This window comes from Acinetobacter sp. ANC 5378 (assembly GCF_013004315.1).
In the GTDB taxonomy this organism is placed as follows: domain Bacteria; phylum Pseudomonadota; class Gammaproteobacteria; order Pseudomonadales; family Moraxellaceae; genus Acinetobacter.
In genome coordinates, this window is sequence record NZ_JABERK010000015.1 from 103,504 (window position 1) to 123,074 (window position 19,571).

At 38.7% G+C, this 19,571-nt stretch carries 19 protein-coding genes, 1 tRNA gene and 3 pseudogenes; 11 read left to right on the top strand and 12 right to left on the bottom strand.

All coding sequences use genetic code 11. The annotated features are described in order from the left end of the window. Positions 1-22: 22 nt before the first annotated feature. The 3 genes from queF to HLH16_RS06000 are packed head-to-tail and all read right to left on the bottom strand — an operon-like array spanning position 23 to position 2,543. Complete coding sequence (gene queF / locus HLH16_RS05990; protein ID WP_171528639.1) at positions 23-838, bottom strand: NADPH-dependent 7-cyano-7-deazaguanine reductase QueF; 816 nt, start codon at positions 836-838, stop codon at positions 23-25. After that, positions 838-1,611 carry an ABC transporter permease gene (locus tag HLH16_RS05995; RefSeq protein WP_171528640.1) on the bottom strand — a complete coding sequence of 258 codons (774 nt, stop codon included), beginning with the start codon at positions 1,609-1,611 and terminating at the stop codon, positions 838-840. The genes queF and HLH16_RS05995 overlap by 1 nt, the downstream gene beginning before the upstream one ends. Next, positions 1,608-2,543 (bottom strand): ABC transporter ATP-binding protein, encoded by a 936-nt coding sequence (locus tag HLH16_RS06000; RefSeq protein WP_171528641.1) that lies wholly within the window; start codon positions 2,541-2,543, stop codon positions 1,608-1,610. The genes HLH16_RS05995 and HLH16_RS06000 overlap by 4 nt, the downstream gene beginning before the upstream one ends. 178 nt (positions 2,544-2,721) lie before the next feature. Here HLH16_RS06000 and HLH16_RS06005 point away from each other — a divergent pair. Next, positions 2,722-2,797, top strand: a tRNA-Arg gene (locus tag HLH16_RS06005). Between the two features lie 48 nt (positions 2,798-2,845). Here the strand turns inward: HLH16_RS06005 and HLH16_RS06010 are convergent. Then, a complete protein-coding gene (locus HLH16_RS06010) occupies positions 2,846-3,388 on the bottom strand; it encodes a serine O-acetyltransferase (RefSeq protein ID WP_171528642.1) in 543 nt (180 codons plus the stop codon). A gap of 554 nt (positions 3,389-3,942) precedes the next feature. Between HLH16_RS06010 and HLH16_RS06015 the strand changes: the two genes are divergently transcribed. Beyond that, positions 3,943-4,161: a hypothetical protein gene (locus HLH16_RS06015; protein ID WP_171528643.1), complete on the top strand. Its 219-nt coding sequence runs from the start codon at positions 3,943-3,945 to the stop codon at positions 4,159-4,161. 255 nt (positions 4,162-4,416) lie between these two features. Further along, the gene (locus HLH16_RS06020; RefSeq protein ID WP_171528644.1) at positions 4,417-5,163 is read left to right on the top strand and encodes an IS5 family transposase; all 747 of its coding nucleotides are present in this window, start codon (positions 4,417-4,419) and stop codon (positions 5,161-5,163) included. Positions 5,164-5,201: 38 nt separating this feature from the next. Here HLH16_RS06020 and HLH16_RS06025 read toward each other — a convergent pair whose 3' ends face one another. The 4 genes from HLH16_RS06025 to HLH16_RS06040 form a co-directional block, all read right to left on the bottom strand. Then, the gene (locus HLH16_RS06025) at positions 5,202-5,552 is read right to left on the bottom strand and encodes a hypothetical protein (protein WP_171528645.1); all 351 of its coding nucleotides are present in this window, start codon (positions 5,550-5,552) and stop codon (positions 5,202-5,204) included. Between the two features lie 212 nt (positions 5,553-5,764). Then, the gene (locus HLH16_RS06030) at positions 5,765-6,391 is read right to left on the bottom strand and encodes a hypothetical protein (RefSeq protein WP_171528646.1); all 627 of its coding nucleotides are present in this window, start codon (positions 6,389-6,391) and stop codon (positions 5,765-5,767) included. Between the two features lie 87 nt (positions 6,392-6,478). Next, positions 6,479-7,177 (bottom strand): exonuclease domain-containing protein, encoded by a 699-nt coding sequence (locus tag HLH16_RS06035; protein WP_171528647.1) that lies wholly within the window; start codon positions 7,175-7,177, stop codon positions 6,479-6,481. Between the two features lie 95 nt (positions 7,178-7,272). Beyond that, a complete protein-coding gene (locus HLH16_RS06040) occupies positions 7,273-7,713 on the bottom strand; it encodes a hypothetical protein (protein ID WP_171528648.1) in 441 nt (146 codons plus the stop codon). Between the two features lie 210 nt (positions 7,714-7,923). On the opposite strand from HLH16_RS06040, the gene HLH16_RS06045 reads away from it, so the two are divergent. The 3 genes from HLH16_RS06045 to rnk all read left to right on the top strand — a co-directional run bounded on the left by HLH16_RS06045 (position 7,924) and on the right by rnk (position 11,133). Then, positions 7,924-9,153, top strand: coding sequence for an alpha/beta hydrolase (locus HLH16_RS06045; RefSeq protein ID WP_171528649.1), 1,230 nt, complete (start codon positions 7,924-7,926; stop codon positions 9,151-9,153). 155 nt (positions 9,154-9,308) lie between these two features. Next, entirely contained in the window at positions 9,309-10,562 is a 1,254-nt protein-coding gene (gene glyA / locus HLH16_RS06050) for a serine hydroxymethyltransferase (protein WP_131286478.1), read from the top strand. 166 nt (positions 10,563-10,728) lie between these two features. Continuing rightward, on the top strand, positions 10,729-11,133 hold the full coding sequence (gene rnk / locus HLH16_RS06055) for a nucleoside diphosphate kinase regulator (RefSeq protein ID WP_171528650.1): 405 nt from the start codon (positions 10,729-10,731) through the stop codon (positions 11,131-11,133). A 56-nt stretch (positions 11,134-11,189) separates the two neighbouring features. Here the strand turns inward: rnk and HLH16_RS06060 are convergent, their stop codons facing one another. Continuing rightward, positions 11,190-11,678, bottom strand: coding sequence for a TIGR00645 family protein (locus tag HLH16_RS06060; protein ID WP_171528651.1), 489 nt, complete (start codon positions 11,676-11,678; stop codon positions 11,190-11,192). A 286-nt stretch (positions 11,679-11,964) separates the two neighbouring features. Between HLH16_RS06060 and HLH16_RS06065 the strand changes: the two genes are divergently transcribed. Next, the gene (locus HLH16_RS06065; RefSeq protein WP_171528652.1) at positions 11,965-12,936 is read left to right on the top strand and encodes a TauD/TfdA dioxygenase family protein; all 972 of its coding nucleotides are present in this window, start codon (positions 11,965-11,967) and stop codon (positions 12,934-12,936) included. A 144-nt stretch (positions 12,937-13,080) separates the two neighbouring features. Further along, complete coding sequence (locus HLH16_RS06070) at positions 13,081-13,779, top strand: Crp/Fnr family transcriptional regulator (protein ID WP_171528653.1); 699 nt, start codon at positions 13,081-13,083, stop codon at positions 13,777-13,779. A 120-nt stretch (positions 13,780-13,899) separates the two neighbouring features. Here HLH16_RS06070 and slyD read toward each other — a convergent pair whose 3' ends face one another. From slyD to HLH16_RS06085, 3 genes and pseudogenes are all read right to left on the bottom strand, one after another. Next, positions 13,900-14,382 (bottom strand): peptidylprolyl isomerase, encoded by a 483-nt coding sequence (gene slyD, locus HLH16_RS06075; protein ID WP_131213491.1) that lies wholly within the window; start codon positions 14,380-14,382, stop codon positions 13,900-13,902. 135 nt (positions 14,383-14,517) lie between these two features. After that, a pseudogene (locus HLH16_RS06080) lies at positions 14,518-14,788 on the bottom strand (NAD(P)/FAD-dependent oxidoreductase); the annotation flags it as partial. Positions 14,789-14,975: 187 nt separating this feature from the next. Then, complete coding sequence (locus HLH16_RS06085) at positions 14,976-16,286, bottom strand: D-alanyl-D-alanine carboxypeptidase PBP6B (RefSeq protein ID WP_171528654.1); 1,311 nt, start codon at positions 16,284-16,286, stop codon at positions 14,976-14,978. Positions 16,287-16,465: 179 nt separating this feature from the next. Here HLH16_RS06085 and HLH16_RS06090 point away from each other — a divergent pair, with 179 nt between their 5' ends. The 3 genes and pseudogenes from HLH16_RS06090 to HLH16_RS06100 all read left to right on the top strand — a co-directional run. Then, entirely contained in the window at positions 16,466-18,169 is a 1,704-nt protein-coding gene (locus HLH16_RS06090; RefSeq protein ID WP_171528655.1) for a M61 family metallopeptidase, read from the top strand. 63 nt (positions 18,170-18,232) lie between these two features. Continuing rightward, positions 18,233-18,515 (top strand): annotated as a pseudogene (locus HLH16_RS06095) (hypothetical protein); the annotation flags it as partial. 210 nt (positions 18,516-18,725) lie between these two features. Continuing rightward, positions 18,726-19,448: pseudogene (locus tag HLH16_RS06100) on the top strand (IS982 family transposase); the annotation flags it as partial. Positions 19,449-19,571: the final 123 nt, after the last annotated feature.

A 19,571-nucleotide genomic window follows, 5' to 3' on the forward strand; every position in this document is an offset into this window, starting at 1 on the left:
AAAAACCTCAATGTTCTTCATTTTATTGTCGCGCCAAACGAATGGGGCGAGGCATCCATGTCGCATCCGATACACGGCAAGGGTTGATGTCTAATCCACCACGACGTGTATACGTTGCATATACCATCAGCTTTTCTGGAGCAAGGTTTTGCCAGATGTCGGCAAACATCTGTTCCACGCATTGTTCATGGAATCCATTATGCTGACGGTAAGAAATAATATAAGCTAAAATACTGCGATAACAAGGTTTTTTACCCTGATATCGAATAAAAACTGTGCCCCAATCAGGCTGGCCAGTGACTGGACAGTTACTGCGTAGTAAATGTGAATACAGTTGAATTTCGACTTCGTCACTATTTTCTGGATCTAATTTTAATAAAGTCGCATCTGGATGGTTCTCTAAGCGTTCAGGGCTTAAATCATCGATACAGATCCCTTCAGGTTTGGAAATATCCAGATCATCAGCCTGAAATAAAGTCAGGCTGATCGGTGCACCTGCGGCTGCGGATAAGTCTTTTTCAACCGTCGCAATAAAAGCATCTTTTGAATCGAATTTGGTAAAGTTCATACTGTTAAAGTAGAGCTTGAGTGATTTGGATTCGATCAGGTTGGGCGAAGATGCCGGTAAGGTAATACGACCAATTGCAACCTGTGGAATGCCAGCTGCATTTAACCAGGAAATTTCAAAAACATGCCACCAGTCTTTACCTTGTTGAATGCCTTCAACATGGGCGTATTTTTCCCGCGCTTGCGCACGTGCAATTGGAAACAGAATATCGGGTTGATATTCTGTTGGATAATTGGTGTCTTTACCTAAGAGAGAATGTTCTACACTCATTATTCACGCATTCCTAAACCACGAGAAAGTAAATAGTAAGCTATGCCGTAAAGCGCTACGCAACATAAGGTGATGACGCTCAATGAAACTGAAACATTGACATCACTATGACCTAAAATGCCGAAACGGAAGGCATTGACCATATATACGATCGGGTTAATTAAAGAGAGATTTTGCCAAAATGGACTTAAAGCACTAATGGCATAGAATACACCACCTAAATAGGTGAGTGGAGTCAGTACAAAGGTTGGAATAATTGAAATATCGTCAAAAGATTTCGCATAAACCGCATTAATCAGACCGCCGAGTGAAAACAACAACGAGGTAATTAAAACGGTGTATATCGTCACAAACCAGTTGGTAATATAAAGGTCAGTAAAGAACAGGCTCATTGCAGTCACAATAATGCCAACCAAAACACCTCGACAGACGCCACCAATCACATAGCCCCAAAGAATCATATGCAGGGGCACAGGACTCATGATCAGTTCTTCAATGCTTTTTTGGAATTTTGCGCTAAAGAAACTGGAAGAGACATTGGCATAGCTATTGGTGATCACCGCCATCATAATCAGGCCGGGCACAATAAACTGCATATAGCTAAAGCCACCCATTTCACCAATGCGTGAGCCGACCAGATTACCAAAAATCACAAAGTACAAACTCATGGTGATGGCAGGGGGTAACAAGGTTTGTGGCCAAATGCGCATAAAGCGACGCACTTCTTTATGCACAAGGGTATACAGCGCAACACTGAGTTGATTAAAGTTCATTGCGCAGCTCCATCAAGATTTTTTTCAACCATTTTCACAAACAGTTCTTCTAAGCGATTCGATTTATTACGCATACTGCGCACTTGAATGCCTTGCGCTTCCATAAGCTGGAACAATTCATTCACGGTGTGTGCCTTGTCCATGGTGACTTCTAAAGTAACAGGATCAATTAAATTAAAACGTACACCAATAATTTCAATATTAATCGGTTGAATCGGTTCAACCAGATCAAAAATAAATGATTCTTCACTGAGCTGATTTAAGAAAGACTTCATGCTGGTATCTTCTTTAATGACACCGCGGTCAATAATGGCAATGCGACGACACAGCATTTCAGCTTCTTCTAAATAATGGGTCGTCAAAATAATAGACGTACCTTTTTCATTCATTTCAGTGAGAAAGTCCCACATCGAACGACGTAATTCAATGTCTACACCTGCGGTTGGTTCATCCAGAATCAATAGTTTAGGTTGATGCATCATGGCACGTGCAATCATTAAACGACGTTTCATACCGCCCGAAAGCATACGCGCTTGAACGCCACGTTTATCCCAAAGACCAAGTTTTTCTAAATATTCTTCAGCTCGTTTTTCAGCAATTTTTTTGGGAATGCCGTAATAACCGGCTTGAGTCACTAAAATATCAAAGGTTTTTTCAAATTGACCAAAGTTAAATTCTTGTGGAACGACGCCTAAGCATTGTTTGGCTTCAGATGGATGAGTGTCCAGATTGTGCCCAAAAATTTCAACCGTACCGGAAGTTTTTTTAGTGAGAGAGCTGATGATGCTGATGGTGGTTGATTTACCTGCGCCATTAGGTCCGAGGAGTGCATAAAACTCGCCTTCAGGTACAGTTAGGTTAATACCTTTCAGTGCTTGAAAACCATTTCGGTAAGTTTTAGATACGTCTCTCAAGGTCAATGCATCAGTCATGAAGTTCTCACATGGTGAATAGTATGAGTATTGTGAGTGATCTTTACTAATAAACCAAGTAAATAAGCAGGAATTCTATGTTGCAATTATGGAACATTGTATAAAGACTGAGCACAAAAAATGATGACTTATATATAGTTGCTTTACCTTATGGTTTTTTTTGTTATGATGTGCACGCGCGCTCATAGCTCAACTGGATAGAGTACAGGTCTCCGAAGCCTGTGGCGTGGGTTCGAGTCCCGCTGAGCGCACCAGATATTGAAAAAGAGGACATTTTGTCCTCTTTTTTTATATTTGGAATTTTAATTTCCAATCGGCCAACGTCTGTTTACTGACTTACCGGCATTGTTATAGTTAATAACTTTGGCATAGTTGCCGACTGCAGTTGCATTTTCTGGAATATCTTTCGTCACTACACTGCCTGCGCCAATGGTGGCATTGTTTCCAATATGCACATTGTCGATCACACAGACATTGGGTCCAATATAAACATTGTCACCGATGATGGCTGCTTGACTGCCGCCATTTGCACCAATAGTCATGTATTGTGAAAGATTAACGTTATTGCCAATAATCGCAGTTGGATTGACCACTAATGGCCCACCATGACCGATATAGAGTCCATAACCGATTTTTGTGGTGCAATGAATATCGATACCGTATTTTTTCTTTTTATAATAAAAAATTGGATAAGCCAATTTCGCAATAATCGATTTTGAGCCAGCTAAACGAAGCCAAAAACTGAAATTAAAGCCACGATTAAAAAAGTAGTTTTTAATAAATGAACTGAATTTTGTGTTGCCACAATATCGATATAAGTCGCTTAAAATCAATTGAACTAACATTGCGTCAGACTCGTCAAAAATGCTGTGTTATTTTACTTGATTCAACTGAAGAATGATCTATAGGTATGATGCATGGAATGATCTACTAAAATTGAAAATTATCAACTGTATTTTTTTTATACAATTATTTTAGAATGTTAACCGGTCTTGCCAGAAAAATTGTATACGCTTATAGTAAAACTACAGTAGGTCGTAGATGACGCTACAAAGTAGTTGGACGGATAAATGACAGCTCGTTGAGTTTACAACCTTAGGGTTGAACAAGAAATCAGCACTAGCCTTCCAACATAAAAGCCCGCAGAAATGCGGGCTTTCTTATTTTTAAATCAAAAAGCTTTTTTATGATTTAAATTTTAACAAGCTTAGGCGTGTAGGGAGGAAATGATACTGTTTTGAGTTATGTCTAGCTTTTTGTCTGCATGATTTAAAAGAGATATCATGTATCTGATTATAAAAAATTACATTGCCAAAAAATCTAACATCTCCAAGCAATGTCTATGACAGAACATATGCTATAAAAAGGTTCATTAAATCAACTAAGAAGAGAACCCACCATGACTCAAATGATTGAGGTGAAAGTAACAGACCAGTTTAGTAAGATACATGAAGTGCATGCATTACTTCGGGATCTTCCTGAAAATGCTGAGTTGAATAAACTGTCAATATTTCAAAGAATTGAACATATTATTATAGCGGGTGAAATTATACGGCCCAGTATTGAACTGCTTTTTGAGAGCCGTAATTCAGACAGCATCTATCGCATTATCGAGTAATGCAAATATGATTAAATATGCAGCTTATTCAAATAAAAGTATCAGAGATTAAAAAACTCACCTACAGGGTGAGTTTTTTAATGCGCCTAAGTTTAAATGAGTGGTTTCTATTGGTTTAAGGGTTATTGATCATCAAAGAAATTAAATAAAAAAGTTCACCGAAGTGAGCTAAAGGCTAGGGTGTGTTGACACTTTTAGCTTAAAAAATAGCGAAGTAGTAAAATTAAATCGCCAAACCCAATTTTACTATTCGCTATGCCTCGTACCATGCTGACAGATCAACACTGGCAAAAGTTGAAAGTTATTCTGCGTAATTTATGCATTCATCACAACTCAAATTTACGTCATTTTATTGAAGCTATTCTCTATAGAATTAGAACAGGCTGTCCTTGGCGAGATATTCCTTCCTGTTTTGGTCGATTAAACTCTATTTTCAAACGTTTTAATCGTTGGTCAAGCAGCGGTAAGTTAATTAGATTATTCAAATTATTAGCATCATGCCCCGATATGGAGTGGATTTTTATTGATGGCTCTCACGTACGTGCTCATCAACATGCTGCCGGCATAGCGAATCAATCCATTTCTAAAAGTGTAGGAGGAAACTCCTCAAAAATACATTTGATTGTTGATGCTCATGGTAATCCTATTGATTTCATGATTACCGATGGAACCACACATGACGTCAAAGTTGCACCTGATTTAATATCAACATTAGATTTAAAAGAGACAGAAGTGGTATGCGCAGATAAAGGCTATGATTCAGAACCACTGCGTGAACAGATCAGAAAAACAGGGACAAAAGCGAATATACCAAAGAAAATAAATAGCCAGTCGAACAATGATCATATGGACTGGTATTTATATAAAATCAGGCATTTAGTTGAAAATATGTTTTGTAGATTAAAGCAATTTAGAGGAATAGCCACTCGATATGACAAGCTCAAAATAAATTATCAAAGTTCTGTTGCTTTAGCCTGTATATTTTTATGGCTACCTTTATAGTTTTAATTATGAACAGTAAATGTCAACAGACCCTAAACTTATAATAAATTTATTTCGACATCATATTTATCAAATTCTTGAATAATGCTGTGCATGACTTTAATTCCAATTTCATCATTACAGCTAAATTGTTCATCCTTACCCTGCGCGCTGTCATAACATTCAATCTGCTGAATCAGCCAACGATTCTCAACGTTCGTTTTGTGAATGATGACTCGAACAGGTTGCAGGTTTTCACTGACTTGGCGCGGCAATACACTGGTAATGGCAAGTTGGATGTTGGCCAATTCATCTCTAGCACTTAAAAATGTCAGTACCCAATTGCCTACTTTTTTTAAGTACATCGGATTATCTGCTGGATGAAATTCTAAATAATGTCGAGACGTCATAATGAATTCCCCTGAAATACTTACTATATGAAGTTTTTAGAGAATATTCTCCATTGAGCAAAGGTCGTATTTAGATGGGATTTTTAAGATTTTACTTTATACAATTTGATTATGATGATGTTAATCTCTTTGTTTTATCGAAAGAAAAAATCAATGCAGTTGTCTAGCTAAGACCTGAAATGAATCATAAAACAGAAAAATCCTCTTAAATTTTATGAGGCATTTAGCTTTTGTAGAGAAAAATTGATTTGTTTTAAACATTGATTTAACTCGTGGGCTGGAATACGACTTTCTTGTAATTCAGTAATCCATTGCATCTGACACAGTTTTAAACTGCGTAAATCTTGGGTTTGTAGAATTCGATTAGTCAGTTGTTTTGCCATTAAGCCGCAGTTTTGTTGTAGAAGATGTGCCATTAATTGTTTTACTTGCTCAAAGTTTAAAGCTTCGACAGATACTTCTATGACTTCTTTTTCTACTTCAGTATCTGCTATTGCTGCAATATAGGGCGATAAAGAAGTTGTGGTAATAGGTTTAGCCAACTTCTCAGCAAGTGCTGTTGCGGTTTGAGTTGAGAGACTGGTTTCAATTTCACTATTAACTGCAGGTGAAGAAACCGTTGTTTGAATTTGCTCATCGCTAGAACAAGCAATTAAGCCCATATCGAGTAATTGTTCGAGTAATTCTACCGGTGCAATACGTTTTTTAAATTGTTCATTAAGGAGATTAAAATCTTCTGTTCCAATGAGGAGTAACAGTCGACGTTGGCGAGCATTCAAATCCATTGAACGCTGTTTTAAACTTTCAATGCCTAAGTCAGTTTTGTGATATTGAGACATGCCTTAATTTACTCTCCAAAATAAATTAAGGCAGATTGTATTCATTAATAATGACAATAATATGTAAAAATATTACAAATCAAAAGATTATAGAGTAACGATCTTTGCATTTTCGAGCGCCTTACGCAGGTAAGGGTCTAGGTCTTCTTGACGAAGCAGCCACTGCATATAATCTGCAGGTAAATCAGTGATGGCAGTACCACGGTGTTTGCCAAAATTAATGCTACGTGGAATACGCGCATCTTCAGACGCTTCATAAAGTTCTTCAATAGTTTTAATTTTTAGATGATGGATTTCATGCATCAAAATATTCGCCGTTAAAATAATATCCATATCGGCACGATGTGCTTTTTTAATCATATCGCGGGCTTTTGCACTGCCTTTGGTAATCATATAAATGAGCGCAGAAATATTATGGGCTTCAGCATCTGGCCAGACTAAACGGGCAAGGGCAAGGGTGCAAATGGCTTTAATATTTTTGGAATCCACGCCACATTTTTCCAGTGCGCGAATATCGTAATCAATATTATGACCAATAATATAAGTGGTGTCGCTTGGCAGGGTGAAGGTCGTATAGTGGGGCTGATCGACTAATTCAGACTCTAAAATATGATGTACCGCCATTGCCGCATAAGAAATGGGTTCATCAACACTATACAGTTGGTCAAAAATTTGTGTCTTGTCGAGGGTAAGTTTTCCATCATTAATTTGAACCGGTGCATACGCAATCTCAATCGGCTGTCCATTTAAGGTATGGGTTTCTGTATCGAGAATAATTGCTTGCATGACCTGATCCATAACTATAGCGGAAGTTTGAATAAATTTAACACTTTCAAATGCGCTGACACAAACTCAAAACAGTGACTTTTAACTATTCTTTATTATTCCTGCCCAGAGATGATGTTTAAATAGTCTTGTTTTAATTCATCGCTCGAAATGAGACCTTTATATAGATATAAAGGCAGACCATCTTCATGATCCATCAATTTAATGGCTTGAGTGCCATCACGGTATTCAAATATTGCACATGGCAGATAGTCGCGATCTAAAATGATAAAACGTTTTTGTTTAATGGCGATTTCATGATTTATAAACGTTTGTTTAAGCAATCGTAAAAATACGCTTTGATTTCGGCTTAATTCATTCAATTCACGAATGCGGTCACTATCATTTTGATGATGAGTTTTTAGGTGGAGCTTTTGTTGATAGGTCATCGGTGCAGAATAGCGACGTACAACGTTGTTAACGGTTTTTTCTTTTTTTAAACTTCGTATAGCGTAACCCAATAGAAAACCAAGAATAAAGCAAATAAAGGCAGACATATTTTGTTAAATTAATAGTGTTTGATATTTGTAAAAGTATAAAATTAAAATTTATAAAAATCAATAATTTGTATTAAGTTTAATCCGGCCAATTTTTGTATTTTAAATTTGATGTTAAATCACATTGTTCAAATATTAAATAAAGGTAATAGTTTGTATTCATGATTACTTAAAAATCATCAAAATAAAAATATATAAGGAAATATAAAAATGAAAAAAACATTATTAACGGTGTTAATGGGTAGTTCGGTCATTTTTTTAACAGCTTGTGGAAGTGGAAGTGGAGATTCAAGCTCTACAGTTCCTAATAATGGAATTCCGGTTAATAATATTCAGAACCCCGTTGTTTCTACTCCTACGCCTTATACCGAAACAAATATGACCAGCGTGGCGGGTCAAAGCGTGGTGATGACTTATAAAATGTTGGGGGTGAATGGTCAGGAAGTTCAAGCGACCTCATTGGTCATTACACCAAAAACAGCGCCACCTGTAAAAGGTTGGCCAATTGTGGTTTGGGCGCATGGTACTACTGGTGTGGCGGATCAATGTGCACCGAGTCGAAGTAAACTGAAGGTAGAGATTGAAGGAATGATTACTCAACTTTTAAGTGCAGGTTATGTGGTGGTGGCACCTGATTATGAAGGCTTGGGCGAGCCAAGTGGTAATGAGTTTCATCCTTTCCTCAATTTAAAAAGCGAGGCTTATTCTATTACTGATGCGGTTGTCGCTGCACGTAATTATTTGGGGGCAAAAGTATCTAATCAATGGATGGCAGTAGGCCACTCGCAAGGTGGACATGCAGCATTAGGGGCAGCTCAATATGCTTCGCGTGCAAATCTTGATTATAAAGGAGCTGTTGTAGTTGCACCTGCATCTAATTTACAAACGATTTTTAATACAGGAAAACAGCTTGTAGCGAATTTACCAGCCAAAGATCAAGTCTCCACCTTAGCTTCTTTAAATACCTATGTTGCCCTGATTACTGCGGGTTTGCAGGGTCAACCTTCACCACCGACATATGCTCAAGTCTTTGAAACAAATGCAGCAACAATAGCCACTCAAGCTGAAACAGTCTGTTCAGAACCATTAGGAATAAATTTTAATAATCAAATGGCAACTGCCGCTGACACCAATAAGTCATTGTCAGGTTATTTAACACAAAGTAATTTTATGCAAATACCTGCAATTTCAACATTTTTGAATACGACTTCTCAGCCCTTATCTGTGAAAGTTACGACGCCAGTGAAGATATACCAAGGTGGGTCGGATACGACTGTTCCAGCAAATGCGACAGCTGACCTTATTACCAATGCGACGAAACTAGGAATGACTGATAATATAGATTTGGAATATGACTTAGCTTGGGATCATACAACTGCATATACTGCGAATATTCCTAAAATAATTGCAGATGTAAAATCTCTAATGCCAATTCAATAACTTGATTTGACCTAAATAGCTTATGTTTTTAACTAAACATGAGCTATTTTTATTTTAAACTGAACAAAGTTCATTCTCGATATTTATAAACTTCATGCTACAATACGCGCCAATCTTAGCACGGCTTAAAAGCCCTAATTTATAGGACCTCGCTAATGTTTGCCAATATCTCGATTTCTGAATTTGACCCGGAATTAGCTAAAGCAATTGATGCTGAAGGTGAGCGCCAAGAAGCGCACATCGAGCTAATCGCTTCTGAAAACTATTGCTCTCCAGCAGTTATGGAAGCTCAAGGCTCAAAACTCACTAACAAATATGCGGAAGGCTACCCTGGTAAACGCTATTATGGCGGTTGCGAATATGTAGACATCATCGAACAATTGGCGATTGACCGTGCTAAAGAACTCTTTGGTGCTGACTATGCTAACGTTCAGCCACATGCTGGTTCACAAGCAAACTCTGCTGTTTACCTGGCACTTCTTAACCCGGGCGATACAGTTTTGGGTATGAGCTTGGCTCACGGTGGTCACTTGACTCACGGTGCAAAAGTTAGCTTCTCGGGTAAAACGTATAACGCGATTCAGTACGGCTTAAATGTTGAAACTGGCGAGATTGATTACGAAGAAGTTGAACGTTTAGCTGTAGAACACAAGCCACGCATGATCGTTGCTGGTTTCTCTGCATATAGCCAAATCGTTGATTGGCAACGTTTCCGTGACATCGCGGACAAAGTTGGCGCTTACCTGTTTGTAGATATGGCTCACGTTGCTGGTTTAGTTGCTGCGGGTGTTTACCCAAGCCCAGTACAAATCGCTGACGTTACAACAACGACTACGCATAAAACACTTCGTGGTCCACGTTCAGGTTTAATCTTGGCTAAAGCAAACGAAGAGATTGAGAAAAAACTTCAATCTGCAGTATTCCCAGGTAACCAAGGCGGTCCATTGGTTCACGCTGTTGCGGCTAAAGCAATCTGCTTTAAAGAAGCAATGACACCTGAATACAAAGAATATCAAAAACAAGTTGTGGTAAATGCTAAAGCAATGGCTGAAGTATTAATCGCACGTGGTTATGATATCGTTTCTGGTGGTACTGAAAACCACTTGTTCTTATTGTCATTGATCAAACAAGACGTGACTGGTAAGGAAGCGGATGCTTGGTTAGGTGCTGCTCACATTACTGTGAACAAAAATGCTGTACCAAATGACCCACGTTCTCCGTTCGTGACTTCTGGTATCCGTATTGGTACTCCTGCTGTAACAACACGTGGTTTCGGCGAAGCTGAAGTACGTGAACTTGCTGGCTGGATCGCAGACATTTTGGATGCGAAAGGCGACGAAGCGGTAATCGCTACGGTTAAAGAAAAAGTTGCGGCTGTTTGTGCTAAATTTCCTGTTTACGCAAAATAAGTTAACGACTTGAGAAAGCCCCCTCAAGGGGGCTTTTTTTATATATGATTAAAAGTCATATTTTTCGAATCTCATATTTCTGCTATAACAGAACAATACTCCATAAAAGATACAACTCATTTTGCTATTGCTCTAATGACATCTTTCGTTCAAAGGAATCAGGTAAATGGCTAAACCAACAATTATTATTTCTCAACAAGATCTTCAACGTTTAGAAACCATGCTTGATCATCAATCTAAACTGAGTCCAACGATGCAGCATCTCGAAGATGAGCTTGCGCGTGCTGAGGTTGTTGCTCCACAAGATGTTCCTGAAAATGTAGTGACCATGAATGCGCGTGTGCGTATTATTATTGCGCCTGCTAGCGAATCTACGGATATTACCTTGGTGTATCCGCATGATTTTCGCGGTGAAAAAGGGCAAGTCAATGTACTGGCACCGGTAGGCGCAGCAATTTTGGGGCTGGCAGAAGGACAAGAAATTGAATGGCCGCAGCCCGATGGTCATTTGATGAAAGTGAAGATTGAAAAAGTGTTGTATCAGCCAGAACGTGAAGGCGATTATCTATAATCGTTTTGAATAAAAAGCCCCAGATCTAGGGGCTTTTTTGATGAAGACAAAAATAATTAATGCTTACTGATTTTATCCAGATAACCCATCATAAATGCTGAAATGACAAAGGTCAGGTGCATGATGATGTACCACATGATTTTGTCATTCGGAATATTTTTGGCATCCATAAAAATGCGCAGCAGATGAATAGACGAAATCGCAACGATGGAAGCAGCAACTTTAAGTTTAAGTGAGTTTGCATCCATGGTACCAAGCCAATTGAGGCGGGTATCTTCATTTTTAATTTTCAGTTGTGAAACAAAGTTTTCATAACCTGAAAACATCACCATCACAATTAAACCACCCACTAGGCTCATATCCACTAAAGACAAAATCACAAGAATTAAGTCTGCTTCAGAATATTCAAAAATATGCGGTAAAACATGCCAGACTTCCTGAAAGAATTTAATTGCCAAAAGCAGCAGTGCAAATGAAAGCCCAAAATAGACGGGGGCTAAAATCCAGCGTGCTGCATACATGGTATTGTGAAAGAAACGTTCCATTCATTCCTCAAGCTATATTCTTAATATTTTGACTTGATCATAAATAATTAAATTTTAAAATTCGACATTTTTTTATGTTTTTTAAAGGCTTGTGTTTATTTAAATACTTACTTATACCACTCACTATATACCTAAAAGTTCAACCGCTAAATCAGGAATCTTCAAAACTTCAGCAGGTATTGTACTGATCACTGTCAAACGTTTGACAGTGTTTAAAATGGTTTAAGGGCAGACTGTATTTCAACAACACAACGTTGCAATAAAAATTGAAATATAAGGAATAGTCATGAGCCAAACTCAAACCAAACCCTATGATCCGAACTATCAATATCAACATATTCAAGTCAAACCGATTACCGGTCGCATTGGTGCGGAAATTGAAGGAATCAAACTCTCTTCAACTTTAGATCAGGACACAGTCTATGAAATTAACCATGCTCTAGTTAAATATAAAGCGATCTTTTTTAAAAATCAGCAGCACTTAACCGATGATGAACAGGAAGGCTTCGCAGCACTATTAGGAAAGCCATTGAATCATCCAACCGTTCCCGTGAAAAGCGGAACGGTGCATGTGCTAGAGCTGGATTCACGTGGTGGCCGAGCAGATACATGGCATACCGATATTACTTTTATTGAAGATTATCCAAAGGCTTCCATTTTACGCAGCATTGTTGCACCGGCAGCAGGCGGGGATACGGTTTGGGCAAATACGACATCTGCCTATAACGATCTGCCAGAAGAACTGAAAAAATTGGCAGATAGTTTGCGCGCAGTGCATAGCAATGATTTTGACTATGCTTCCAAAGCGGTTACAACAGATACCGAAAATTATCAAAAATATCGTGAGTTATTTAACTCGACTGAATATGAAACTGAACATCCATTGGTTCGTGTACATCCTGAAAGCGGTGAGAAAACATTATTATTGGGTCACTTCTTCAAACGCTTTGTCGGTTATAACAGCCAAGATTCACGTCGCTTGTTTGAGCTATTCCAAGACTATGCCGTGAATTTAGAAAACATTGTGCGCTGGCGCTGGCGCGTAGGGGATGTCGCAATCTGGGATAACCGTGCCACACAACACCGTGCGATTAATGACTATGGTGACGACCTACGTGTGGTACGTCGTGTCACCATTGAAGGCGAGATCCCGTTTGGTGTAGATGGTCGTCCAAGTGTGAGCTTGAAGAAAGTCGTGAAACAGGACATTTCCAATTTTACCTTTGAAAATGGTCAAATTTTAGAAAAAGCATCCTAATAACTCGATTGTAAGATGGCGCTGTGTAGAATCGATATTGATCTGAATTAGAGATATACATAGCGCTAAAAATTGGTTGGTCTAAAGAGATGAAAAACCTAGTATTTGTTTACTAGGTTTTTTTTATGAGAACATCAATTTCACATGTTCAGTCGTGCAGAAAAATTACAGCAAATTTTCAAGGAGGATGTGGTCTTTTCAGCATTCAATGCACAATCACATCAAACGTTAATGCAGCATGTGAAATATCTACGTTTTTTACCGCAACAACAGATTTTGCGTTATCAACAAAAGCTGGATGATATCTATGTGCTGTTGTCTGGACGGATGCAGATTGGCTGGCTGCTCAGTGATGGCGAGTTTAAAGTCAGTGATTATGTGAAAATGTATTCGGTATTTAATCTGGTGCCATTTTTGCAGCAAAAACCGCTGACTTTTGATTTTTATGCACTAGAGCAGGTTGAAGTGGCGGTGATTTCAGGTCAGGTTTTTCTGGAGCAATTACAGCAGCAGCCACAAGCCATGTGGCAGATCATTCAATTACTGAGTGAGCGAATGTATGGCTTGATGGAGAAAAACCGTTATCTGCAAACCGCGAGCATCAATCAAAAGATTGCGCGACATTTAATGATTTTGGGGCAGCAGGCAACACCTGAAAGTCAGCTGCATTCAACGCTTCAGTTCAAAATGAGCCAACAGGAATTTGCCGAATTACTGAATGTGTCCCGACAAACCTTAAATAAGCAGCTGCAATATTTTATACAGGAAGGCATTGTAGAGTGGAGTTATAGTCAGATTCGGATTCTCGATCTTCAGCGCTTAAAACAAATCAGCCAGCTGTAGAGAGGTTGCTAATAAAATGGTTAAACAAACTAATTTTTTTTTGGTAATTGAATTCAGTATAAAAATTTCAGGCAATAAAAAGGCAAAGTAAAACTTTGCCTTTTTTGATCTGTACCGATCTTAGTGGTGGTGACCACCAGCGCCGTGTACGTGACCGTGTTCTAATTCTTCAGCAGAAGCTTCACGAATTTCAACAATTTCAACTTCGAAAGTTAAGTCTTGACCAGCAAGTGGGAAATTAGCATCCACAACGATTGTGTCGCCTTCAACTGCTTTAACAGTCACGATTTGCACGCCGTCATCAGTTTGAGCTTGGAACTGCATACCTGGTTGGATGTTGTCCACGCCTTGGAACATTTGAGCAGGAACTTCTTGAACCATTTCTGGGTTATATTCGCCATAACCTTCAGCTGCAGGAACATTTACAGTAAATTTATCACCAACAGTTTTGCCTTCCAAAGCATTTTCTAAACCTGGGATGATGTTACCTGCACCGTGCAAATATGCAAGTGGTTCACCTTGTGATTGGTCGAGAGTTTCGCCTTCTGCGTTAGTCAACGTGTAGTGGAAAGAAACCACGAGGTCATTTGCAATAGCAGTCATGTTATTGATCCATTCAATTTTTAAAGGGGACATCATAAAGTGAAAAGCAGATTTTGTAGATCATATTTATCAAAAATCTGCATTTTCTACGTTTTTAATGACATTTTCTTAATAATAGGGACGGTTTTTAAAATTTCAATGTAATTTTATCTTTGAAGCCGTTTTTCTTGTGACAAAATCCTTAGCGGTCAAAAGACCGGCATGAGTATAGCCATGAATTGCGGCTTGATGCAGTCGACATAAAGAAACATACATCGATTTCGCGATAAAACCTTGCACATTCACTTGCCCGAGTAATTCTCCTACTGCTTTATGATGGCTTAATGACACCAATGAACCTTTGTCGGAAAAATTTGAACATCGGCTGTGGTTTGCCTTGAATGCGGGCTTTCATGGCATCCCCCAGTTAGGTAGCCAGCTCTAAACCGCCGGCACCACCACCCACAATCATAATTTTATGCAGATTACTCCTATTTGATCTATTTGTTATTTTAAAGACAAAAAAAGAAGATGGCATCCATATGCCATCTTCAATTCATTGCTCTTGTTTAGATTGTTATACAGCTTACACAACTTAAAGAAATGTCACGCAATTAGCCTAGAGGATAAATTTTGACTTGAATTTCATCAGTCGAGAAAAAACTAAAAAGCTGTTTAAACCAAATCGCAATTTTCTGGAAGAAATTGGCTTCTTCGATTTGCACATCATTTTCAATAGCAATGGTGCGAATCAACTGGTTGTTTTGATAAACCTGCACAGTTGCCAATTCCATCACTTTGGCTAATGGGGCAGTCAGTAGTTTTTCTTTGATTTCGACATTTAAGTGGGTTTTTGTTTCTTGTAATGGATCGATCACCTGAATCGTACCATTGCCTGTATTCAACATAATACGCTGATTCACGGTGTCATAGGTTTGCAGATCAATTGCATAAGGCTGGTCATATAAAGAGGTCGTCACAATTTGCGGTTTGCTGGTTTCCAGTTTAAACATTTTTAAAGTGGATTTGATCACCGGCAATTCAGCAATCAGCTGCTTGTCTTTAATCGCCACTTCATTGCGAGTATAGGTATAAGCCATGTTCAGCAGTGTGTGGGCAACTTCAGCACGTTTTAAAGCATTTTTTGTGCCCATGACCACGACAATCAGGCGACGTTCAGGCAGTGCCGGATTACCGGTAGGACGATGTGCAGTCAGTGCCAGGTTATAACCTGCGGCTTTGGTAAAACCGGTTTTTAAACCATCCACAGTTGGGTCAAATTTGAGCGCCAAGTTGGTTGCACGGTGAAAACGCTGGTTATAACTGAAACTTGGCATCACTGAATAGTGTAAATATTCAGGAGTCTGTAATGCGAGTGCTTGACCCAGCAGTGCCATGTCATGTGCAGAGGAAAAATGATCTGGCATGGTCACACCGGGTGCATTGGCAAAATGCGTATCGTTCATTCCCAAAGCTTTGGCTTCTTTATTCATGCGTTGGATGAAAGCCGGTACTGTCCCTGAAATACGTTCCGCTAAAGTCACGGCAGCATCATTGGCTGACATCACGATCAAACCCGCCAACAGCTGATCAACGGAGATCTGATCACCTTCTTTCAGGTACATTTGTGATTCATCCCACTGCACCATTTTTACCACCGGTGTTGCAGTGATGATTTCATCCTTTTTTAAATGCCCCGCTTCAATTTCTTTCAGCGCTATATACGCAACCATCATTTTGGTCATTGATGCCGGTGCACGTTGCTCATGGCTATTGTGCTCCGCAATCACTTGTCCGGATTGAGTATCAAGAATGGTCCATGCAGCAGCTTCAACGCTTTCAGGGACGAGGTTCAGTAACGCAGCATTGACTATCGTGGAGCACAATAAACAAAGAGACGCGAGGAGGTAGATGACAGCTTTCAATGATGTTCCTTTATTTGCCAATCCATTGACTTTAAAATGCAAAAAATCACGGGCATGCTATGCTTTTTTTTTAGCAATGGCTAGTCAGAATTGTAGACAATTGCGACAGTTCGCATTGCTTTGTAAAAAAATGCTAAGCTAATTGCCAAGTTACCTTTTTTTATTTTGTATTGCCCATTATGTTGCATTATCAAATCGAATTTGACGATTATCGTCAGCATCTAGTTCACGTGACACTTCGCTTTTTAGCAAACCCTACCCAAGTACTTTCTTTACCGACCTGGATTCCGGGAAGTTATTTGATTCGCGAGTTTTCAAAGCATCTTGAATCAGTTAAAGCATATGATGAAGATGGCCGCATTTTACAGATTCAAAAATTTGAAAAGAATAAATGGCGTTTATTTAATACTGATCATGAACTGATTACGGTTGAATATGATGTTTATGCCTATGATTTGTCTGTTCGCGGTGCATATGTGGATCAGACACGTTTATACGTGAATCCAGCCTGTGCATGTTTGGGACTGGAAGGTCAGGAAGATAAAGCCATTGAAGTTGAAGTGTTCTTGCCGCCTGAACTGAAACACTTCCAATTGGCTACCGGTTTGGAAAATAAGAGCTTGGTCAAAGGTCGTTATACCTTAAAAGCTAAAAACTATGTGCAGCTAATTGATTCGCCATTTGAACTGGCTGATCAAACCCGTTTTAGTTTTGAAGCCAATGGTATTCCGCATGAGTTTGTGGTTTCGGGCAAACATGCCATGAATGTCCAGCGTATGCAGCAAGACATTGAAAAAATCTGTAGCACAGAAATTTCAATGTTTGGTTCAGCGCCATTTGAAAACTATACGTTTATGACGATGGCAACAGGCAATAGTTATGGTGGTTTGGAACACCCGAATAGCACCAGCTTGATTACTCCACGTGATGATTTTCCGAAAGTTGATGAGCCAGAAGAACCATCGAAAGACTATCAACGTTTCTTGGGTTTATGCAGTCACGAATATTTCCACTCATGGCTGGTGAAATTTATTCGTCCTGAAAACTTTGTCAATTATGATTTGAATAGAGAAGGCTATACTTCACTCCTCTGGATCTTTGAAGGCTTTACTTCTTATTACGACGATTTGATTTTGCTGCGTAGCGGTGTGATTAATCAGGAATCGTATATTGCTTTATTAAAAGTACAGATTGATCGTTACCTGCAAAACCCAGGTCATGCGATTCAAACTGTGGCGGAATCCAGTTTTGATGCATGGGTAAAATTCTACCGTCAGGATGAGAACTCGAATAATGCAGGTACAAGTTATTACAACAAAGGTTGTTTGGTGGCGTTGTGCCTGGATTTAGGATTGCGTCTTAAAGGTTCAAGCCTGGATGCACTCATGCGTAAGCTGTATGAAAATGCGCAAAAGGGCATTCAGGTGAATGAACGTACCATCTTTGATTTGTGTCAGGAGTTGACGGGTCAAAGCTGGCTTGAACAAATTAATCATTTGATTAACACCACAGACGAATTGCCACTGGATCAGTTGTTCCCTGAATTTGGTCTAAGTTTTGAGTTGAAAAATGAAAAAGCTTTGCCATTCGGACTAAAAGTTGCAGATAAACCTGAAGGTGTGGTGATTCAACAGGTTCGTCGTGACAGTGCAGGGGCGAAAGCCGGTCTTTCAGCCAATGATGTGATTGTTGCAATTGATGGCTTAAAAGCCTCTGAAAAACTTCTTGAGAAATATGCAAAACAAGCAGGTGCTTTCACTGTGTATGCATTCCGCCGTGATGAATTTATTCAGTTTGAAGTTCAAGGTGGTGCAATTGATTTGACCACGGTTGAACTGAAAGTTGAAGATCAAGCCAAAGCAGAGAAGTGGTTGAAAGCTTAATTTGCTAGTTTTTTAAAGTTATGTAAAACCGATGCTTAGGCGTCGGTTTTTTATTAGAAAAATATGAATCAAAAAAGTTTAAATTGGGGAATAGGAATTACGGTCGTTTGGTTGGCTGTAATTGTTGCATTTTGGATTTTTGGAGGGCTGAAATCGCCAACCTCACTAAATGAACTTGGTGATTTTCTTGCAGGAATATTTGCTCCTGTCGCTTTCTTTTGGTTGATCTTGGGTTATGTACAACAAGGTAAGCAGTTAGAACAAAATACCAAAGCTTTGGAACAGCAAGAAAGAGCCTTGCAATTACAGATTGATGAAATGAAAGAGAGTGTTAAGCAACAGAAAGAAATTGCAGTAATTAATGAAAAAAGTTTACAGGCTTCTTTTGAAAAAGAGCGTCCTGAAATTACTTATATATTTCCAAGTTGTTACAAACATAGTAAAGATAGTTATTCGTTACTATTTAACCCGAATCTCGGATAAGAAATTGACTTGAAAAAAAGATGACTAGAGCCATCAGTTGAGTTACCACACCAAACTCACAACTCTAGTCACCATGTTTGATTTTATTACTTTATTCTGTGCAATTGATGATTTCTTTCAAAAATTTGAATCAACTTATTGGAATTTTCTAAAACAAGGAAAAAAACGCTTAAGAGTGCGCTCATCCGTATTGAGCCTTTCTGAAATCGTCTTTATTGCCATTTGGTATAAATGTTCACATTTCAACAACTTTAAAGCGTTCTTTGCATCTTTAAGACAAGATAAAAGTCATTTATTTAAAAGTCTACCTTGTTACCAACGCATAATTCATCTGATTCAATCACATCAATTAGCATTACATGCTTTGCATTTTGCTTTGATGAAAGATCAGCAAAACGCTTATTTATGGGTTGATTCAACGACACTGCCAGTATGTAAAAATCAACGCATTCAGCGACATAAATCTTTAGCTAAAATTGCATCTAGAGGCAAGAGCTCTATGGGCTGGTTCTATGGCTGTAAGCTGCATTTAATCATGAATCAATCAGGAGAGATTGTCCGTACAGCTTTATCCAATGGGCATACAGCAGATATTAAAATGGTTGAACAGTTGGTAGACGGATTAAAAGCAAAACTCTATGCGGATCGTGGATACATCAGTCACGAATTGAAATCCAAGTTGAAGAACAAAGGTATTGATTTAATTACATATCATCGTAAAAACATGCAAGCTGTTGGTTTATCCAAAGCAGATGAATACAATTTAAAGCAGCGGAATAAAATAGAAACTTTATTTATAGCCAAATACTCAAAAATATAGAACAATAGAAGCATGGGATATTCAAAAGATTTTAAAGACAAAGTCATAGAAATTATGGCTAGAGATAAAATGTCTGTGCGAAAAGCAGCACAGCATTTT